This window comes from Pseudomonas sp. PvP100 (assembly GCF_017833055.1).
Lineage (GTDB): Bacteria > Pseudomonadota > Gammaproteobacteria > Pseudomonadales > Pseudomonadaceae > Aquipseudomonas > Aquipseudomonas syringae.
This window is the reverse complement of the sequence record NZ_JAFIBO010000001.1, coordinates 4,127,426-4,147,990: the sequence shown is the minus strand read 5'-3', so window position 1 is coordinate 4,147,990 and position 20,565 is coordinate 4,127,426. Positions and strand designations below refer to the sequence as shown.

The window sequence follows — 20,565 nt, the reverse complement described above, 5'->3', positions numbered from 1 at the left end:
CTAGGGTCCTGTGCTGGCCTCTTTGATGGGCGGTTTGCCTTTCTGTTCGGAGGCGGGCCCGAAGTAGGCATAGGAAACACTCCCGTCCAGACCACCGCCATGGCTGACTGCAACTTTGACATCCGCGTTTTCGTAACTGCGATTGAAACTCGGAATCGTGATGGGTACCAAAATGGCTCGTTTGAACCTCACTTCTGTGAAGCCTTGACCAAAGGTTCCATCCGGCTTGCCAGTTACCGAAAACCACGATCCCTTGCCGGCCTTGAGTATTTTGGCAGAGCGCATTTCATCGTTGTCGCAGCCGTAGCTGTTATTGCCACTGCCCATCTTGAATTGCCTGTCGACGTTGAAGGGGACCGTGCAGACAATATTCTCTGTTGCCCCATTGCCTTCATAGAACACAATACTCGCGTCGCTGATGTCGTTATCGTCTGGCTTGTTAAACACTTTTATTCGGGAAACCTTACCGTCGAGCCCGTTATTGCGAGAGGCGAGCTTACGGTAATAGAACGTATCGCTTGTGCCCTCGAATGAATCGATTCGCACCCTTTTGCCCATGGGGATCGATTGTTTGACGTCGATGATTGTGAAGTCATCCTGCCGGTCCCCGTTGGGGTTGTCGTACAGTTCAATACGTGTGCCCGCTCGAACGCCCTCAAGTTCCATTGACTTGAGTTCGTCGTTCTCACACCCGCGCGAGGCAAGCTTCAGGTCATATTGAACGCCGCTGGTACCCCCGCTCTGATTGACCGGCACTACGCAGGACGTGTCCTCTGCACGGTTGGCCCGGTTGTCTTCATAGAAATAAAGACCGCCTTGAGAAAGCGTAGCGGCATAGGGAAGTGCGTCACCCACCTGGTTGAAATCAATGGCCAGGTAGTTGGGTTTGCGCCAACCGGTCGCTTCGCCGCAATAGTTTTCCACCCGGCGCTGCAACCAGGTCAGGTTATTGTCCATGTCTCCTGCATGCAGCGTGGTACTGCCCCAGGAATGGAATTGATTGAGAACGAATAACCGCGGCAGGCGGCCGTCACGGCGACGCAATGAAAGGTCCATGGAAGTGAAGCGGCTTTTGCATTGCCAGTCATGAACCAGCGACGTTGCACCCAGATCGTAGGTATTCTCAACCTGCGTTTTGGGTGCCCAAAGAACCTCGGCTTGTTTGCCGGCCAGCGTGTACCGCTTCGCCACCTCTCCTTGCGATAACATGACGAGGCGCTTGTTAGTGTCGATCATGTCCCCCAGTACTGGCCAGCTGTCGCCGTTGGACACATGGCTGTAGTCGGCTATTTCAGGGACTTGTTCCAGCACCGGGCGCAGCTGGTCTGAGGTCAACGTCGATTCGAACAGCAGGGAAATGACGGCGTTTCGATCTTTCTTCAAATAGGCAATGAACTCTTTGAGCACATCTTTTAACAAGGGAGCGCTCGACCAGCATCCGTAGTCCGCCGGCAGATGGCATACCCGAACTTGTTTTTTCCCGTTTTCATCGCCCCTATCCAGGTGGATATCCAGCATGAACCCTCTGATCCCACGCTCCAGTTGCGGGGTAATGGCGTCCAGATAGGCGTTGTGCGCGGTGACCCATGTGTACTGATCGAATGTCTTGGTAAAGTCATTGATGCCCGGTGCTGCATAGGCATCTTTGTTGACAATGAACCACTGGGCGTTTTCTTTTCCGGAGGTCGGGTAATACCAGTTATGCGCGGCCGCGTTGCCGGAAAATTTCGAACGGTAAAAGGTGATGTTATTCTGCGCGTGAATGGCACCGGGGTAAGTAGGTTCGTCCCATTCCTTCGGATCCTGCCATGTTCCCGCATGCTTGCCGACATAGGTCCAGTACATGTTGTTGGTGCCACCCGCCGGGTAGTACCAGTTAAGTTTGGCTGGGCTGCCTTCGTGCAAGGCCTGTAAGAACAATGCTTGGCCATTAACCTCGTGACGATGAATTTCCCCCTTACGCGTAAATTCGTTCCATGTTTTGGGATCGGCGTAATTACCTTCATTTCTGTAGAGGTATGTCCAGTCTGCCGTACTGTATTCCGAGGTTGGAAAGTACCGGCCATGGGCGGCTGGACGACCTTCTTTTTCAGCGCGGAATAACAACCGCTCGCCTTGGTAGTCGTAGCTGTAGATATCATCCGGATAGGCGTAGTCGTACCAGGTTTTGGGCTCTTTGAAGGTACCCTGTCCCTTGCTGAAGAACGTCCACCACGTAGAACTCTTGTCGTCAACGGGATCTTCTTTAGCCGGCTTATCCTGGGGGTAGTCTTTTTTCCCTGTAAATTTCGACGTGAACAACATGTTTTGATAAGCGATGCTTGTCTGATGGATAAGACCGTTCTGCGTCCAGTCAGACAGGCTTTTGGGCTGGTCGCGTGTTCCGTTAAGGTGCGTGACCTGAAGAAATTTCCAAGCGGGATACTTTGGGTCTGGAGCCGGAGGCTTCACTTCGTCAGCGTCCAGCGGCTGGCTCGGAGGCAGGGTCCATTTGTCCTGAGAAGGTATGCCTTCCCTATCGGAATTTACGCTAAACAATAAACGCATCCCTATGACTTTTCGCACATGCACGGCACCACGCCAGCTGACTTCGTCCCACTCCTTGGGGTCATCGAGCGTACCTGGGTTTCTCGAAATACCATAAAAAACCCAGTTTTCGGTGTCTACTTGTCCCGCGGGGAACGGCCAGTTGTTCGCTGAAGGAACGCCGCTGTTTTTGGCTATAAAATAATAATCACCGTCCTTACGCGCTTTTATTACATAGTCGCCGGGTATGACGGGCTCGTTCACCTCCTTGGGATCGCTGATGGTACCGGCGTGTCTTGCGGTTGCTATGTATATGTAATATTCATTGCTCGTGGCGCTTGTGGGGTAGGCCCAGTTCTGCTCGTTGGGTATACCCGCGATCCTCGCTTTGAAATAGAAGCGTATGCCGTCTTTTTCTACGCGATGAATCGCTCCGCCCCACGTGACTTCGTCAGCTGTATGAGGGTCGGCAAAAGTGCCTGCATGCAACGTCGTGCCGTAATAGGCCCACTGCTCTGTGCTGCTTTCATCGGTCGGGTAGTACCAGTAATGGTCTGAGGGTGTCCCCGTCATCTGTGCATGGAAATAGAGTGTTTTGCCACCATGCTCATAGCGGTGCAGCCGGCCGGGCCAGGTATATTCGTCCCATTCTTTGGGATCGCGCAAGACGCCTGAGTGCTTGCTGATGCCCAGGAAGTGCCAGGACTCGTTATCCGTCGGCGTCGTTGGGTGTTCGCCTACTTCTACACCCATTTGGCCGGATTTTTTGGCCTCGAACAGAAACTGTGTTTCCAGGTCCTGATGGATGGCGCCCACCCAGGTGGGTTGATGGAACATCTTGGGACTGTTCAGCGTGCCCTGGAAAATCGAATAACCAACGTGTTCGAAGTTGTTCGGGTTCAAGTAGCCGTATTCATCGTCCATGACATACCCCCAGATTTTCGATCTGTAAAACCATCGGGTAAAGCCTTCGCCAATGCCGGTGGGGATCTTCACCACATGCAGTGCGCCGGGCCAGGTTGCATCGAAGTCAGGTTTCGGATCGAGCCAATTGCCCGCGTGAATGCCCATGTCCAGATAAGACCATTGCTCGTTACTGTCAGGCGGTGCCGGATAGTGCCATCCGTCCTGGCCAGGTGCGCCCTCTACGAGGGATTTTGCGAAGTAAGCCTTTCCATCGACTTCAAAGCGGTGAATCGCGCCAGGCCAGGTGATTTCGTAAGCATCCTTGGGTGATTGCAAGGTGCCGGCGAACGCACTTTTGCCGATATACGACCAGTCTTCATTGTCTTTCTGCGAGTCGGGCAGTGCGCGTTCAGCGTTGAAAACCCCGGCAAAACGGGCCTGATAATACTCGTCTGCTGTGCGGGTAACCCTGACGGTTTCTCCAGGTCTGATCACCTCACCCGACTGGACCGGATCGCTCTGCGTGCCAGCGTGGGCAGCCCGGCCTATGAAGGACCACCAGGCATTGTCGGTTTCCGCCGCAGGCAGGGGATGGTCGGCGCCGATTGTTGCCAGGTTGCCCACAATTTTCGAGCTGTAATAGCGTCTGGTGTTTTCGTCTTGCCTCATGTGGATGGCACCGGTCCAGGTCACTTCCTGCTGGTCCTTGGGATCGATAATCTCGCCCGAATGCCTGGATGCCCCGACCACTGTCCAGTAATCATTTTCTCCGTCCAGCGGGATCGGCCAGTCGTTCTCGGCAAACAGCCCATCGACTTTGGAGAGCAGATACAGCGTACGGTCTCTGGCTTGCACCGCATGAATTCTTCCGGGCGATGTGAAACCAGAGGAGCCTTTCGGATCGGCCCAAGTGCCTTCTGGAACGTTTGCGCCCAGAGACTCCCAGTGTTCGTTGTCAGTCCCGGGCGCGGGGTAACTCCAGTTATTGGCTTGAGGTACGCCTCGTGCGAGGGAGCGGTAGTAGACGTCTTGGCCTTCAATAGTAGTGGCGTGAATCAACCCTTGGCTGGTCATTTCATCCAAGCCTTTCGGATCGGCAAAAGTACCTTTGTGTCGCACCAGGCCCATCACTTTCCAATACTCTGTGTCGCCCGCAGTCGGGAGAGGCCAATTGTCGGCGATCGGGTTTCCCGACTGCTGAGCGATGTAAAGCTGGCTCCTGCCTGATGAGCTGTACTCATGAACAGCGCCAATCCAGGTTTGGCCGCTCAATGATTTGGGGTCGGCGTAAGTGCCGGCCTGATCGGAAGTAAACATGAATTCCCAGAAGTCTGTGCTTGTCAGCCCTTCGGGGTAGGGTGTTTGCGAAGAGGGCTTTCCGGTCATCTTCGATTTGAGAAACGCCCGTTGCCCATTGATGGTGGCCACGTGTACCGCATCCGGCCAGGTAGGGTCGGTGAAGGGTTTGGGGTCAGAGAAAGTGCCTGCATGTTCTCCGGCGTACTCATAGAAGTCGTTGGACTCTTCACCGGAGGGATATATCGCTCCTGCATCCTGAGCAAATCCGGAAAACCTGCTGCGAAAGAGTTTTTGACGGGTCAGGCCAAGCTGGTCGGCAAAGATTGCGCCGGGCGTGTTGATGTCGTTACGTTCGCGTGGTGTTTCGGCGGTGCCGCCGTTGAGTGAGGACACGTAGCTCCATTGATCATCACTTGTTTCGCCCACCGGATAAACCCACCCCCCTGCAACCGGTTGAGCCTGCTGCCGGGCCGCAAAAATGAGGTGCTGATCTTCATCCAGGTGCAGCGCGCCCGGCCATGTGGCGTCATCACGGCCTTTGAAATCGTCTGCCGTACCGGCGTGTTTGAACACGGTGACGAACTCCCAGTGGGTGTTACTGGCAAGATCACTTGGGTAAGGCGTCGCGGCAGAGGGCATGCCGTCGAACAGTGAGCGCAGCGCTACACGCTGACCCTTGATCGAGGCTTCGTGCAGTGCACCGACCCGGGTGATGTCATCGAAAGGCTTGAAGTCACTCCATGTGCCTGCATGCCGGCCTGCGTAGATCCAATAAGGATCGACGGTACCCACCGTCGATAAGCTGTCGAGATCGTTGGCGGGATAGCCTTCGTAATTGGAAACATAGAATGTGCGCGAGCCTGGAACAGTGTCATCCACGTAGACCGAACCTGCCTGGCTGTAGTCATCGAAGCGCCTCGGGGCTTCGAAAGTGCCCAGCGGTTTTATCTCCGGAATATATGACCAATGCTCGTTGCTTTCTGGTGTGACTGGCAGCGGCCAGTCATGCTCGGAGGGAAAGCCTTCTGCCAGCGAGACAAAATAGACCGGGTTGTGGTCAATCAGCATTTCATGCACTGCACCGGGCCAGGTAAATTCTTGTTGGGTCTTCGGGTCGGCTACTGTTCCTGCATGGAGGGAAGTTCCCAGTGACTGAAACTCGTCGGTCTGGCTGTAATCCCAGCCGGTTTCGGGCGCGGTCCAGGATTTCAGCGCTCGGTACAGTGCTTTCCCCTGGCCCAGCGGTGTTGAATGGATAGCGCCTACCCAAGTGTCGGTGTCCAGATCAGTCCTGGGGTCCCACCAGGTTCCGGCATTCTGGGTGATGTGGCGCACCCCCCAATAAGTGGTATTGGTGGGCGACGTCGGGTAAGGCTGTTCAACCGGCCCTGAGAAATGGGCCGCGAACGAAACCCATTTGCCCTGCATTTTGGCCCGATGCAGTTTTTCCCGCGCCGTGTTTTCTCCAAAGGCCTTCTGGTCTATGTTTGAGCCTTCATGTACACCCCGATAATCCCAGTACTGATTGCTTTGCGGGCCGCTTGGGAATTCTGCGTTCAGAAGGGGCGCAAATCCGATAAACGTGGAGGCGTAGTAGCGACTGCGTAGCGGGGTCAGCGGGTTGCGGTAATAAGAGCCTTGCGACACGCTCATGTCGGTCCAGGGCTTGGTAAGGGCGGCCGGAATGTTTGACCGGGTTCCCGCCAACTTCCAGTACCCAGCGCCTTGCTCTGTGTCGGGTGCAGGCCATCTATCGACGCTTGGGCGTCCGGTGTGCTGCGCCAGATATACGGTCTTGGACTGTTCGAAATACACGAAGACGCCAGGCCATACCAGATCCTGATCGGTCTTCATCGCTTCAGGCGTGCCGGGCTTGTCAAAGAATCCGATGAAGTCCCAAAAATCATTGCTCTGTGCTGTCACCGGATAGGGCGTTTGCGGACCGGGGGCTCCGTTGATTTTCGAGCTCAGCAAGGCGTTTTTGCCTTCGATCATTGCCAGGTGAAGTGCCCTCTCTCGGGTTGGCTCGTCGAATGGCTTCAGGTCAGGGCCCAGACCTGAATGCTGACCTGCATAGGTCCAGAATTCCGTCGAATGGGGTGTGTCTGGAAGGGCTGGATCGAGTTGCTCAGGCTGGCTGTCGAAAGCTGCGATGTAGAACGCAGCAAACTGGCCCGTTTGGGCGAAGAACACGGCTCCCTTGAAAGCGGGTTCTCCGGCCAGTCGTGGTTGTTCGAACGTGCCCGCATTCACTTCTACGCCGACGGCCTGCACCTGCGCAACCGACACCGCTGGTGATGCTGTAGAGGAGGGGCCGTTATCTGGCGCAGCACTGACGAGCCAGGCCACTAGCAGGCCTGTGACGAACGCCACTGACCATACAGTCCTTTGGTATTTTTTCATGGTGATCGCGTCCATTCGCAGTGGCTCGGAATTGCGTTTTTGATTGAATAGAAGAGCGCTAAGACGAACCTATGCGCATGGCGCGCATCGAGATACTCGCAACCTTGATAGGTTGACGTGACTCCCCGCCTGGGTGGACTTACACACAATCCCTGTGCGTGTGCTTGTGGATAAAGTGTTCGTTAATCCCTGAAACTCCGGTGGGACGTGGCTTGTGTCATAGCGCTCAAAAATTGATCAATTCCAAGTTGTTATTTCCATTGAGCTTTTTGTGGATAAGCGTGCAGGTGCGTTCCTTCAAACGCTAACTTTGCCCACAATCTCTGTTGGTGTGACTGTGGACAACTTGTTCGTGGTTGTCTGCAGGCCTTATATTTAGAGGGTCTTGAGCTATTGTTCAAAAAATGATCAGGGTCGTGTGTTGCTCGTGAAATCTTCTAGAAAGCGAGGTTTTTTTGGCCATTTCAGATATTGTCCACAGCGGATTAGGGATCTGGATAAAGTTGTACCCAAAGTCTGTTGGCGCTTCTGTGGATAAGGTGTTCGTGCTCGTCTGTAGCCCAATGAAATGAAGCTCTACAGAGATTTGGTTAAAAAACATACAGACTCTGTGCCTAAGGTGTTCCACGGTAAGTCGTTGTTGTCCTGGCTATTTCCGGGTCCATGAAAAACGACTTACCCATAAACGCTGTTTGGGCGCTGTGGATAAGTCGTTCAGTTATTACATCGTCACCGTCTGTTTATGAGCCAGGATAGGGACGCACGAGGTTCACTGCCATTCTTTGGGCCAGTCGCGGAAACCTCTGCCGCCTGCTTGCTCGGTCCAGGGCGCCCATAGCGTCGGCGCACCGCCTGGGTACCAGTCTATTTGTGAATGGTGAGGATTGAGACAGATGTAAGAGGCACCAGCATGCATCACCTTATCCCCCTTGGCGTAGTCGGTATCTGTTTTCCATTCAGGCAATGCGGCGCTGGTTGAGGCCTGCACAACATTGCTGGGCCCAGACAATTCTGCATTTGCGTCACGCGCGCCGACCAGATGCTGATAGTTCTTGCCGGGACTCAGGCCTTCGACGGTATAAGCGAGTACCGTTGAGTCGACGTACACAGTAGGCGCGTTGAAAGTGTGAATCTGGTAGGAAGCAAGGTCCCCGTGACTGGCAGGTTCATCCCATGCAAGCGATATACTGGTGGTCGTCGAGCCTGTGTGGCGCAAATTTTGTGGAGGGCTAGGACGGTCCACGGATGGCTGGGAGTCTGTGGTGGCCAGAAGTTCTTCAGAGCGCTCTGAGCTGTTGCCCAGACCGTCGGTCGCTATGATGCGATAACCATAAAGTCGGCTTTGCCAAAGGCCTTCATCGACAAAGGGGGGAACCTTGTCCGTGCCTATCGAAATATCATTGCGGAACAGTTCGTAGTGATACGGACCGTTGGCATTCGCTGAAACACTCCAGTCCAGCGTCAACGATGTGGTGGTCCGTGCGGTTGACCTGAAGTCGACAGGCACTGAAGGTTTTTCGGGTGCTGGATCGGTTGAGACTTCCAACAGGTTACTGACCTCTGACCACTGAGACTGTGTGTCTTTTGCAACTACGTAGTAGGTGTACTTTTTACCCGCTGTAAGGCCAGTATCGGTATATTCGGGCGGCTGATCAGCGAGGACCGCTGCAATAGGCCAGCCATCCCGGCCAATTTGATACTTGTCGATTCCGTTTCCGTTTCCGATGTCGCTGGAAGACAGTGTCCATTTCAGCGATACACTTTTATCGGTGACGCCTGAAAGGCTCAAGACCGGTGTGGTCGGTTTCTCCCCCCCTCCACTTTCTGCCTGGGTACTCACGCTGATTGCTGCGGAGAATGCCGAGGTGTTGCCCATGATATCAATGGCACGTACCTGATAACTGTAAGTGGTGCCGGGCTGAAGGCCGATATCGTCATACGAAGGACTGTCCGCAAATAACGACACGCTGTTGTCGCGGCGCAGTTCATAGCGCAATACCGGGGGCACGCCCACTGACAGCGACCAGACGAGTTTCACCGACGTTGGGGTTTGCTCGATTGACCTGAGGTCAGCAGGGACTGTTGGCTTGCCGGGTACAGGCGTTTCGCCGCCAGTGAGATAACTGTAGCGTTTGGCAAACTCCCAGTTATAGGCGTGATCATCTTTACTGATGCCGTTATCCCAGTTGACCGACCAGGTCATCAGGCCGCGAATCGGGTTACCGTCGTGTTCCAGTTCTCGCAGTGCGTCTTTGACGTCCTGAGGGTTAATCACATAGCCGCTGCCGGCTGCGTCTTTATTGCTAGGTAAACCAATGGCCAGTCTATCGGCGGGGATTGTTGTGAAACCACGTGTTCCGTGGATCAGGCTGTCAGTCAGGTAGTAGAGAAACTCTTTCTTGACGGTGTCGTCGTTTTGAGGAATCCACAGGCCGTTGCCGTTGTTGGCTTCATCGGCCCATATGCCATCGGCGCCCTGGTTGTAATACTGCGGCGCGATAAAGTCATAAATGTCTTCGAGAGCATTGATGTAGGCCAGGTAAGCCCCGCCGCTTGTCAACGATTCCAGAAACGTCACAAAGTCTTTTAGAAACGGAAAGTACGTAGTGATTTCTTTCAATACAGGAAGTTTTTTGCTGGCTCTAAGGTAAGGAAACTCAGGGGCCATGCTGATAATGAAGTGCTTGCCTTCGGTGTTGTAATGCTCGCGCACCATTCTCAATGCGGCGGGTAATACGGTGCGGTTATCGGCAAAGGTTATGGCAGTCTGTTCGAGATCGATATCCAGGCCGTCAAAGCCATAGACTTCGACCAGCCGAATGATCTCGTACGCCAGCGCTTCTTCCTGACCGGCATGCAGCTCGATATGCGCATCAGCTCCGCCAAGAGAAATCAGCACCGCACGGCCTTGTGCATTGAGGGCTGCTACCTCGGCGCGAAACGCTTCATCACTCAGGTTATAAGGCTTGAAGGTCGGTATGCCGGAGCCTTTCATGAAGGCCACCGCCACGACGTTGTACGCTTCATGTATGCCTGTCAGCGCCATTTCCTCGAACATACCTTGCTGGTAACCCTGACCGGATTCGGAGGGCCAGTTATGCCAGAAACCCATGAGGATATTTTTCCCTGATATATCCGTCATGGTCGATGCGGCGTCGACCTTCTTGTTTTTATATTGATTGATGATTTTTGGGTTGAGCATGATTCGTGTCTCCGTCCGTTGGATTGACTGCAACGGGAGTTGATCACGAAAGTTTTTTTCACGTAACTGTCAGAAATGACGGTATCGGCGGGAGGGCTTTTATGTCGGCTTGGTCTGGGCAGACTCCCTTCCAGAATGAAGTGAGTCAGCCCTTGAGGATCGCGTTGCGGGGTAAACGCTACTCGTGATTGACCGCTACGCCTTTCAAATACGGCGCAGGTTCTGCTCCGAGGTTTTCCAGCATGCGCGAGCTGTACCAGTCGACGAAGTTGACCACGCCGAACTCGTAGGTTTTCGAGTAAGGGCCGGGTTGATAGGCGCTGGAGTTGATGCCGCGCTGGTTTTCCTCGGCCAGACGACGGTCCTGATCATTGGTGGCGTCCCAGACCTGGCGCATACGCTCGACGTCGTAATCCACACCTTCGACAGCATCCTTATGGACAATCCATTTGGTGGAGACCATGGTTTCCTGTGCACTGATCGGCCACACCGTGAAGACGATGATGTGATCGCCCATGCAGTGGTTCCAGGAGTGCGGCAAATGCAGAATGCGCATCGAGCCCAGGTCAGGGTTCTGGATCCGGCCCATCAGTTTCTTGCAGCCGACCTTGCCATCCATGGTCATCGACACTGTGCCTTTGAGCAGCGGCATGCGCACGATACGGTTACGCAGGCCGAAACTGGCGTGGGCGTAGGGAATTTTCTCTGCGTCCCAGGCCGCTGCGGACGCGGCCACATGATCCTTGAAGGTCTGATCGGCGCGGGGATCGGTGACGTCGTCCCATTCCAGCAGCGTCTTGAGCAATTCCGGGTGCGAGCCACTGCAGTGGTAGCACTCGCGGTTGTTTTCAAGCACCAGCTTCCAGTTGGCCTTCTCCATCAAGGTGGTTTGCACCGCCACCTTGGTGTTTTCCATGTCATAGGGTTCCATGTAATGGCGCAGTGTCGACAGGAACTCGTCGATGGCAGGCGGGTTCTCGGCCAGGCTGATGAAAATGTAGCCGCCCGCGGTCTTGACGTGGACCGGCTTGAGGCCGAACTGCTTCATGTCAAAGTCGTCGCCCATTTCAGTACCCGCATACAGCAGGCGACCGTCCAGTTCATACGTCCACTGGTGATAGTGGCAAACCAGTTTGGCGACTTTGCCTTTTTCGGCCGTGCACAGGCGCGAGCCGCGATGGCGGCATACGTTATGGAATGCGTTGACGGCACCGTCCGGGCCACGCACGACCAGGATCGGGTTCTTGCCGATCTGCAGCGTCAGGTAGTTGCCCTTGGTCGGGATTTCGCACGTCATCCCGGCAATCAGCCACTCTTTGTGAAAGATTTCCTGCATGTCGATTTCAAACAGTCGCTCATCACTGTAGAAGGGCTGCGGCAGCGAGTACGTGCGCTCGCGATTCTGCAGCATCTCGGCAGTGGCCTTGCGTGCAGGTTCTAGCGGATCGCCCAGGCTCAAGGTTGCGGTGACGTCCATCGATTGAATCCCTCATGACCGCGGCATGGGCGGCCTGCGAATGTGGCTGATACGGGTGTGATCGCGTTTCAAGCATGAGGATAGATCAGTCGATCATGCTGATGACCCTTGGTGGCGAGTGTGGAGCCGGGCGCGCAGTGAACCTTATCCATGGGCGACATGGCCGCATCCGTTCCCGACGCGACAGGCCTTGTTGGACGGGGCTGGTCGCGGTAAGTACGTGAATGTCGTTGATAGATAAATGGCCGCCTCGGGCGTTACGCAGAATCCGCAGCATGAGAGGCCGACAGTCGGCCGTGGAGATCGAGTATGTCCCAAAGTTTCCTGAGCCCGGTCACGACCCAGACATGGGCCAACGGGCGTCACCTGGTACGTGTCGTCAAAGTCATCCAGGAAACCTGGGACGTGCGCACGTTTTGCTTCATGGCCGACCAGCCGATCATGTTTTTCTTCAAGCCGGGCCAATTCGTGACCCTGGAGCTGGAGATCGACGGCCTGCCGATCATGCGTTCTTACACTATCTCCAGTTCGCCATCGGTACCGTACAGTTTCTCGATCACCGTCAAACGCGTGCCGGGCGGCAGGGTTTCCAACTACCTGCATGACACGCTGATTGAAGGGCAGGAGCTGGCGGTACATGGGCCGGTCGGGCTGTTCAACGCCATCGATTTCCCGAACCCGAAGATTCTCTACCTCAGCGGCGGTGTCGGTATCACGCCGGTGATGTCCATGGCGCGCTGGTTCTACGACACCAACGCCAACGTCGACATGGTTTTCGTGCACAGCGCGCGTTCACCGAAAGACATCATCTACCATCGCGAGCTGGAGCACATGGCGTCGCGGATCGACAACTTCAACCTGCACCTGGTCTGTGAAAAACACGGGCTGGGCGAGCCGTGGGCGGGTTATCGCGGCTACCTGAACCAGAAGATGCTTGAACTGATGGCGCCCGACTTCATGGAGCGCGAGGTGTTCTGCTGCGGGCCGACGCCGTACATGACCGCGGTCAAGCGTCTGTTGCAGGAAAACGGCTTCAACATGGCGCAGTACCATGAAGAGTCGTTCGGTGCGACACCGCCAGAAGCCCGCGCCGACGCCGTCGAGCAGGCCGAAATCGCTGCCGACGCGCCGGATGTCGATGCTGCTGACCTGCATCAGGTGGAGTTCACCGACACTGGCAAGAGCATCCGCGTGGGACCGGGCGAAACCGTGCATGCCGCCGCCGCCAAACTCGGCCTGATGATCCCCAAAGCCTGCGGCATGGGCATCTGCGGGACCTGCAAGGTCATGAAACTGAGCGGAGAAGTCGAGATGGAGCACAACGGCGGCATCACCGACGAGGATGTTGCAGAGGGGTACATTCTGTCCTGCTGCAGCGTGCCGAAGGGCGATGTGCGGATTGAGTATTGAGCACGCCTGAAACCCTGTGACGCAGCGCATCACGAACGGCATACCCACGCGGAGCATGGGTACGATAGACGTTCTTGAGGGCGCCTATCGGCTAAGATCCACTGTGACTCTGCTTATAAGCCGCCAGCGCGGGCAGCAGTTGCTGGTCGATGGCCTGGCGGACGGCGGGGAGGAGGGTGGCGCTGCCGGTCAGGAGTTGTTCTACCAGGCGTCGCAAGGCGGTCGCGCGTTCGGCGTTGAGGCCGCAGACGGCGTTTGCGCAGGCTTGTTCAGCGGTTGCGCCGCCGGGTGCTTCGAAGCCCAGGGCTCTGAGCTGGCCGAGCAGGTCTTCCTGGTCAATCAAATCCGCATGCATCATGACGTCTGTTCCTTTGATCGGGCTTTTTCCGATTCTGGAAGGACAACCGCCTGCGGGCAACCCCTGCCTGTCGTGAGTGGCAGGATTGGCTACAAGTGCGTCGTTTTCAGTTCATGCGGTCATTCGGTTTGCAGGTTGTCTATGGTTCTGTCGACCATGACCTTGGCCATTTCCACCAGGTGCATGATCGACAGCGTCATGTCGCGCTGGGTGCCGGTCATGCTGTCGCTGAATTCACAGGCGCTGGTGGCTGCGCAGCGCAGCAAGTCACTGGCATGCATCAGGGCGTCTTCAGGGCTGACATCGGGGTTGGCGGTGAAGAGGGGCGGATCGGGGACGATTTTCAGCATGTGATGTATCTCCTGGAGTTTTAGAAGACCATCACCGTCGGCTACTAATCGAGGGTGGTGATCATGCGCAGGTAGTAGCCCGGTCCAGGAACCCCGGTGCATCCAAAGATGCCCCACGCACGACCACCATAAAAGCGCAGGCCGTGAAAGGGCACCTGCACAAGGTGGCGCAATGCGCCTGGATAACGAGGGCTACTAATCCTCACCGCTGAATATGCAGCGACGGGCGCAGAGTAGAGATCGAAACAGGCAGGCACAAGGGGCCGGGAGTTTCTCGGAAATTTCCTTCAAGTGAAAGAGACGAGTCCCGCAAATTCGTTACAAATTCTTGTTCATTGCTCAGGTTTGCTAAACTGCGCTGCTTGCCAGGAGCTGCCATGAATTATCGTCACGCCTACCACGCCGGCAACCACGCCGACGTCTTCAAACACCTGACTCTGACTCGCCTGATCGCCCTCATGGCGCGCAAGGAGCAGCCGTTCGCCTATCTCGACACCCACGCCGGGCTCGGCCTGTACGACCTCAAAGGCGATCAGGCCTCGCGCACCGGAGAATGGCTGGAAGGTATCGGCCGTCTGTGGAACGCCACGGATCTGCCTGCGCTGGCGTCCGACTATCTGCAAGTGCTGCACGACATGAACCCGGATGGCGAGCTGCGCTACTACCCCGGTTCGCCGGAACTGGCTCGCCGCCTGACCCGCGAGCGCGAGCGTGTGCTGCTCAACGAGAAGCACCCCGAAGACGGGCGTCTGCTCAAGGAGAACATGAAAGGCGACCGCCGCGTGGCGGTGCATCTTGGGGAAGGCTGGCATGTCCCGCGTGCCTTGCTGCCTGTGGCTGAAAAGCGCGCCGTGATGCTCATCGACCCGCCATTCGAGCAACTCGATGAAATGAAGCGTTGCGCGGTTGCGCTCAAGGAAACCATCGGGCGCATGCGTCAGACAGTGGCGGCGATCTGGTACCCGATCAAGGATACCCGCCTGCTGCGCCGCTTCTATCAGGACCTGGCGGAAACTGGCGCGCCCAAGCTGTTGCGCGTTGAATTGTTCGTCCACCCGCTGGACACCCCGGCCAGCCTCAACGGTTCAGGCCTGGCCATCGCCAACCCGCCATGGGGTCTGGAAGAAGAACTGCGCGAACTGATGCCATACCTCGCCCAGAAACTGGGCCAGACGCAAGGCGGCTGGAAGATGGACTGGTTGATTGCGGAGTAGGCGTGTTCATAGCCAGGCCGAGTTGCGCTGCCTAGCGGACGCAGAGCGTCCAGAACTGCATTCCCACGCGGAGCTCAGCGTTATACATAAGCCCGCTTTTGATTCTGACCGTAGGTCGTAGGAGCGAACTTGTTCGCGAAAGGGCCAGTATATTCGGTGAAAATGCGTCACCTGGACTACTATCTTCGCGAACAAGTTCGCTCCTACGCCCTGCGGGCAGAAGCCTGAAAAACGCTGTTTTCGGGCCGCCAGGCGCGAATCAAGCCGGCATGCAGACCCCGGTGCCGCCCAGCCCGCAGTAGCCCTGTGGGTTCTTGGCCAGGTATTGCTGGTGGTAGGCTTCGGCAAAGTAAACCGTCGGGGCCTGCTCGATTTCGGTGGTGATGGTGCCCTTTCCGGCCTTGGTCAGTTCCGCCTGGAACGTTTCGGCACTGGCTTTGGCTGCGTCGAGCTGTTCGGGCGTCGTGCAGTAAATCACCGAGCGATACTGGGTGCCGATGTCATTGCCCTGACGCATGCCTTGAGTCGGGTTATGCACTTCCCAGAACACTTTCAGCAGTGCTTCATAGCTGATTTTTGCTGGCTCGTAGACCACCAGCACCACTTCGGTGTGGCCGGTCAGCCCGGAGCAGACTTCTTCGTAAGTCGGGTTCGGGGTAAGTCCGCCCGCGTAGCCGGCGACAGTGCTCACCACACCTTCCTGTTGCCACAGACGACGTTCTGCGCCCCAGAAGCAACCCATGCCGAAGATGGCGAATTCGACATCGCTCGAAAACGGCCCCAACAGCGGATTGCCGTTGACGAAGTGAGTTTCCGGAAGCGCCATAGGTATTTCACGACCCGGTAGTGCTTGTTCGGCGGTAGGCAGTACGTTTTTATTCACTAGAATTTCCGAGCGCAAAGTCATGAACCAAATCCTCTCGTGTGGAGACAGGCAGCGGCGGTCAGGACGGATGATCAATACAAATGTATAGGTCCCGTTACACGCAGAAACAAGTGCTGCCGTGTAATAACAGATCGACAGTGTGCCCGAGACAGCGGGGTGCAGGGAAGGTTGTCAGGCGGATGGGCGACGAGGGTAACGCTTCAGTTTCTCGATCAGCTCTTCGCCGGGGATAGGTCTGTCGAACAGATAGCCCTGGCCGACATCGCAGCGATGGCGCCGCAGGAAGGCCAGCTGAGCCGCGGTTTCAATGCCTTCGGCGACCACTTTGAGCTTTAGGTTGTGGGCCATGGCGATGACCGCAGAGGTGATTTCCATGTCGTCTTCATCATCCGGAATATCGCGGATGAAACTGCGATCGATCTTGATCACATCGATGGGGAATTTCTTCAGGTAACTGAATGACGAGTAACCGGTGCCGAAGTCGTCCATGGCCAACGACAGGCCGAGCTTCTTCAACGAGTCGAGTTGCTGGCGGGTGTCTTCTGTCGCTTCCAGCAACAGGCCTTCGGTCAGCTCCAGCTCCAGCAGCGAAGGGTCAAGCTCTTCTTCTTTGAGGATGGCGGCAATCGACGACACCAGTTCCGGGTCGGAGAACTGCTTGGGCGATACATTGATGGCTACTTGCAGGTTGCCGAACCCTGCGGCGGTCAGGTCCTTGCTCATGCGACAGGACTGACGCGCGACCCATTTACCGATGGGGATGATCAGGCCGGTCTCTTCGGCCACGCTGATGAACTGGTCCGGTCGGATCATGCCTTTTTCAGGATGGTTCCAGCGCAACAGCGCCTCCATGCCCAGCAGACGACCGGTCAGCAGGCACAGCTTGGGCTGATAGAACACCTCCAGCTCGTTCTGGGTCAGGGCGCGGCGCAGGTTGTTTTCCACGAACAGTTTGTAGCTGGCCTCGGCATTCAATGCTTCGGTGAACACCTGAACCTGATGTTTGCCGTTGGCTTTGGCCTTGTGCAGGGCCAGACCGGCGTTTTTCATCAGGGTCTGCGGATCACGACCATGCAGCGGCGCGCAGGCGAGCCCCACCGAACCGGTGACGCTGATCAACTGATTGTCGACGAACATCGGCTTGTCCAGCGTGGCCAGCACCTGGGTGGCGGTGGCCTGTCCGGCTTCCTGATCGGTGTTGTCGATCAGCACGGCAAATTCATTACTGGCAAAGCGCGCCAGCACATCGGACGGGCTCAAGGTGTTGCGCAGGCGCCGCGCCAGGCTGATCAGCAGCTTGTCACCGGTCTGGTGGCCGAGGCTGTCGTTGATGCGCTTGAAATTATCGATGTCGACCAGCAACAGGCTCATCGGCGTATCGGTGTCGCGTGCAAAGCGTTCGTCCAGATTGCGGATAAAGGCCGGACGGTTGCCGAGGTTGGTCAGGTTATCGGTGTACGCCAGGCGCTCGATGCGCTGCTGGGCCAGCTTGCTCTGGGTGATGTCTTCGTAGATGCCGATATAGTGGGTCAGCTCGCGATTATCGCCATACACCTTGGAAATCGACAGCTGGCCCCAGTAGGGTTCGAGGTTCTTGCGCCGGCTTTTGAACTCGCCCTGCCAGCTGTTGCTGTTGGTCAGACTGGAGTTTGCTTCCAGCAGCAACTGGTTGAGGTTTTCCAGCGCGGGCAATTCCGACAGCTTGTGACCGGAGACTTCCTCCGAACTGTACTGGGTGATCGCCGTGAAACTCGGGTTTACGTATTCGACCACGCCGTTGCAGTTGACCAGCAGAAAGGCGTTGGCGCTTTGTTCTACCGCGCGCTGGAACAGGTGCAGTGCGTTGGTCGCAGCGCGACGGTTATGGTTGTTGATGACCTGGGCAAACTGGTCCGCCAGCTCGCCGGCGAAGGCGATCTCGTCGGACTGCCATTCGCGCGTCGAGCCGGACTGTTCCAGACACAGCACACCGATCACCTGACCATCGATGCGAATACTGGCATCGAGAACCGCCCTGGTTTCTCCCGGGTTCAGGATTTTGGCCATTTCGCAGGTACGCGGGTCAGTCTGGATATTGCTGGCGTCGATCGCCCGGCTGGTATTCAGCGCTTGCAGGTAGGTGGGGTAGGGGCTGATATCCACCGGCGTGCGCGACTGGTAGTCGCCGGTTTCGCGGCTGTAGTCGGTAATCGGCTCCAGGCGCTTGTCGTTGAGGTTCCAGATACTGACGTGGTCGACATCGTAAATATCGCAGGCGCTTTTGGTGATCAGCTCCGCCGCTTCGAGCAAGGTGTTGGCCGTGGTGTAGCGATGTCGGGTCAGGCGCAGGATCAGATCCTGCTGGGCACGCACGCGTTCCAGGTGGGCAAACTGGTCGCGCTGGGCGCGCTGATTGAGTTCCAGGGCAATCTGCAGGCGCAGGTTGCGGGTTTCCAGATCGGAGTCCGTGACGGGTTCGCCAGTCGTGACAAGGCCTTCGACGATCAGAAAATAACCACGTAATAGATGGCGGTTGTGCTGTTTGTAGGCTTCGCCGATTTCCAGCAGGCCAAGGGGGCCTTTGGGGGTGTGAAGGGTGTAGCGGATCAGGTAATTCGGGGAAGAGGCCAGTTGCTGCTGGATGTCATCGTGCAGTTGATAACGAGCTTCCGGCTCCATGAGGCTGGCGTAAGGGGATCCAATCAAGGCACAAAGGTCAACGGCTGCCAGTCCGAACTGCCTTTCGCAATTTGGATCGAGAAACAATAGCGCCCAATTGGCTTCATTCAGCCGCTCGAAACGCAGCATTCCCAGGCGCGAAGGCACTGGCAATTGCGTCACTACCTCGGCTGCGGATCTACCGGCAGCATCGGTTTGGCTTTTCATGAACAAACTCGCTTCCGAAATACTAGTCGCGACGGGGGTAAAACCCACTTTCGCGTATGGCAAGGTTGCATCATGCGGCCCGTGCTTACAAGAGACCACAGTGGCTTAGTGCTATAAAAGTGTCGGCCGATTGTCCAGGTTCTTCAGTGTATCTGGTCGGATACTCAAATTCGTTGATTTTTCGGGCGAACCCCCCGTTTTTCAGGGGAATTCGCTTTGCAGATTTGCTCTAGTCACGTGCCGTTGTCAATCAGGCTTTGGCCACGCGGTGTTCCTTCGCTGGCAATTGCAGAAAAATACCTGCTGCAAACATCGCCAGCACCCCGACACTCAGGAAGGTCAGCTGGAATGCCCCCAACATGCTGCTGACCTCGCCGGTGGCAACTTCTTCGCTGAAACCACCCAGCAAGGCTGCTGCGCTTGCCACGCCAAGACTCAGCGACAGCTGTGCCACCACCGAAAGCAGGCTGTTGCCACTTGCTGCACTGGCATCGTCCAGATCGATCAGTGTGACCGTATTCATGGCCGTGAACTGCAAGGAGTTGACCGCGCCGAGCAGTCCCAGATGCACGAGCAATACCCAGTAGGGGGTTTGCACATCCACCAGCGCCAGGCTGGCCAGGAGGATGCCCAGCAGCAGTGTGTTGCCGGTCAGAATCGTGCGATAGCCCAGCCGCTCGATCAGCCAGCGGGCGACGGTCTTGGCGAACATGCCCGCGGCCGCCAGCGGCAACATGCTCATACCCGCCTGAGATGGCGAATATCCCAGCGCTACTTGCAGCAGCAACGGCACCAGAAACGGCAGGGCACCGCTGCCCAGGCGGGCGAACAGGTTGCCCATGATGCCGACCGCAAACGTCCGGGTACGGAACAGTGACGGGGCAAACAACGGCGATTCTATGTGCCCGGCACGCAGCCAATACGCTGCCAGGCAGCCCATTCCGGCAAACAGCAGCAGCACCACGCGCATGTGTGGCAGGTGCAGCTCGCCCAGGCCCTCCAGGGCAATGGTGATCAATACCATCGCCGCGCCAAACAGGATGAAGCCGACGCCGTCAAACCGCGTTCGACCGCCTCCCGGAAGATCAGGGATGAAGTGTTTGACGGCATAGCAACCGAGGATGCCGACCGGAATGTTGATCAGGAAAATCCAGTGCCAGCTCAGGTACTCGACCATCCAGCCGCCAAGCGTCGGGCCCAGCAACGGACCCAAAAGGCCCGGCACGGTGATAAAACCCATGATCCGCACCAGCTCCGATCGCGGATAGGCGCGCAATACGATCAGGCGTCCGATGGGCAGCATCAGCGCGCCCCCCAGCCCCTGAATCACCCGGGCGGCCACCAATACGTTCAATGACCAGGACAGCGCACACAGCAACGATCCGAAGCTGAACAGCAGAATGGCGCTGAAGAAGATGCGCTTGATCCCGAACCGGTCGGCGATCCAGCCCGAAGCCGGGATCAGCAGCGCAATGGTCAGCATGTAGGCGATGACGACCGACTGCATGCGCAATGGGTCTTCTGCCAGCGAGCGGGCCATGGACGGCAAGGCGGTGTTGAGAATCGTGCCGTCCAGGCTTTGCATGAAGAATGCGATGGCGATGACCCAGGGCATCCAGCGCAGGGTCTTTTCGTCCATGATCGGCGCTGCTGAGTTCTGCATAGGCTC

The 20,565-nt window shown here is 56.6% G+C and carries 10 protein-coding genes; 2 read left to right on the top strand and 8 right to left on the bottom strand.

What is annotated here, in order from left to right:
* The 3 genes from JOE39_RS17800 to gbcA all read right to left on the bottom strand — a co-directional run bounded on the left by JOE39_RS17800 (position 1) and on the right by gbcA (position 11,813).
* Entirely contained in the window at positions 1-7,134 is a 7,134-nt protein-coding gene (locus JOE39_RS17800) for a PI-PLC X phosphodiestherase-like domain protein (RefSeq protein WP_122335400.1), read from the bottom strand.
* Between the two features lie 769 nt (positions 7,135-7,903).
* Positions 7,904-10,336, bottom strand: coding sequence for a fibronectin type III domain-containing protein (locus JOE39_RS17795; RefSeq protein ID WP_096116733.1), 2,433 nt, complete (start codon positions 10,334-10,336; stop codon positions 7,904-7,906).
* A gap of 178 nt (positions 10,337-10,514) precedes the next feature.
* On the bottom strand, positions 10,515-11,813 hold the full coding sequence (gene gbcA / locus JOE39_RS17790; RefSeq protein ID WP_003393670.1) for a glycine-betaine demethylase subunit GbcA: 1,299 nt from the start codon (positions 11,811-11,813) through the stop codon (positions 10,515-10,517).
* 309 nt (positions 11,814-12,122) lie between these two features.
* Here gbcA and gbcB point away from each other — a divergent pair, with 309 nt between their 5' ends.
* Positions 12,123-13,223, top strand: coding sequence for a glycine-betaine demethylase subunit GbcB (gene gbcB / locus JOE39_RS17785; RefSeq protein ID WP_003393669.1), 1,101 nt, complete (start codon positions 12,123-12,125; stop codon positions 13,221-13,223).
* Between the two features lie 91 nt (positions 13,224-13,314).
* Here gbcB and JOE39_RS17780 read toward each other — a convergent pair whose 3' ends face one another.
* Complete coding sequence (locus JOE39_RS17780) at positions 13,315-13,581, bottom strand: hypothetical protein (protein WP_003393668.1); 267 nt, start codon at positions 13,579-13,581, stop codon at positions 13,315-13,317.
* Between the two features lie 119 nt (positions 13,582-13,700).
* On the bottom strand, positions 13,701-13,931 hold the full coding sequence (locus tag JOE39_RS17775; protein WP_003393667.1) for a DUF6124 family protein: 231 nt from the start codon (positions 13,929-13,931) through the stop codon (positions 13,701-13,703).
* Positions 13,932-14,308: 377 nt separating this feature from the next.
* Here JOE39_RS17775 and rlmJ point away from each other — a divergent pair, with 377 nt between their 5' ends.
* Entirely contained in the window at positions 14,309-15,145 is an 837-nt protein-coding gene (rlmJ, locus tag JOE39_RS17770; RefSeq protein ID WP_003393665.1) for a 23S rRNA (adenine(2030)-N(6))-methyltransferase RlmJ, read from the top strand.
* 259 nt (positions 15,146-15,404) lie between these two features.
* Here rlmJ and msrA read toward each other — a convergent pair whose 3' ends face one another.
* From msrA to mdtD, 3 genes are all read right to left on the bottom strand, one after another.
* The gene (gene msrA, locus JOE39_RS17765; RefSeq protein ID WP_210078535.1) at positions 15,405-16,052 is read right to left on the bottom strand and encodes a peptide-methionine (S)-S-oxide reductase MsrA; all 648 of its coding nucleotides are present in this window, start codon (positions 16,050-16,052) and stop codon (positions 15,405-15,407) included.
* A gap of 150 nt (positions 16,053-16,202) precedes the next feature.
* Entirely contained in the window at positions 16,203-18,896 is a 2,694-nt protein-coding gene (locus tag JOE39_RS17760) for a GGDEF and EAL domain-containing protein (RefSeq protein ID WP_032659365.1), read from the bottom strand.
* Positions 18,897-19,146: 250 nt separating this feature from the next.
* Positions 19,147-20,559, bottom strand: a complete 1,413-nt coding sequence (mdtD, locus tag JOE39_RS17755; protein ID WP_003393661.1) for a multidrug transporter subunit MdtD — start codon at positions 20,557-20,559, stop codon at positions 19,147-19,149.
* Positions 20,560-20,565 lie beyond the last annotated feature (6 nt).

Coding starts and splice junctions, on each gene's coding strand:
- JOE39_RS17760 (WP_032659365.1), bottom strand. CDS start 18,896: ATGAAAAGCCAAACCGATGCTGCCGGTAGATCCGCAGCCGAGGTAGTG.
- gbcB (WP_003393669.1), top strand. CDS start 12,123: ATGTCCCAAAGTTTCCTGAGCCCGGTCACGACCCAGACATGGGCCAAC.
- JOE39_RS17795 (WP_096116733.1), bottom strand. CDS start 10,336: ATGCTCAACCCAAAAATCATCAATCAATATAAAAACAAGAAGGTCGAC.
- JOE39_RS17775 (WP_003393667.1), bottom strand. CDS start 13,931: ATGCTGAAAATCGTCCCCGATCCGCCCCTCTTCACCGCCAACCCCGAT.
- msrA (WP_210078535.1), bottom strand. CDS start 16,052: ATGACTTTGCGCTCGGAAATTCTAGTGAATAAAAACGTACTGCCTACC.
- JOE39_RS17780 (WP_003393668.1), bottom strand. CDS start 13,581: ATGATGCATGCGGATTTGATTGACCAGGAAGACCTGCTCGGCCAGCTC.
- mdtD (WP_003393661.1), bottom strand. CDS start 20,559: ATGCAGAACTCAGCAGCGCCGATCATGGACGAAAAGACCCTGCGCTGG.
- rlmJ (WP_003393665.1), top strand. CDS start 14,309: ATGAATTATCGTCACGCCTACCACGCCGGCAACCACGCCGACGTCTTC.
- JOE39_RS17800 (WP_122335400.1), bottom strand. CDS start 7,134: ATGAAAAAATACCAAAGGACTGTATGGTCAGTGGCGTTCGTCACAGGC.
- gbcA (WP_003393670.1), bottom strand. CDS start 11,813: ATGGACGTCACCGCAACCTTGAGCCTGGGCGATCCGCTAGAACCTGCA.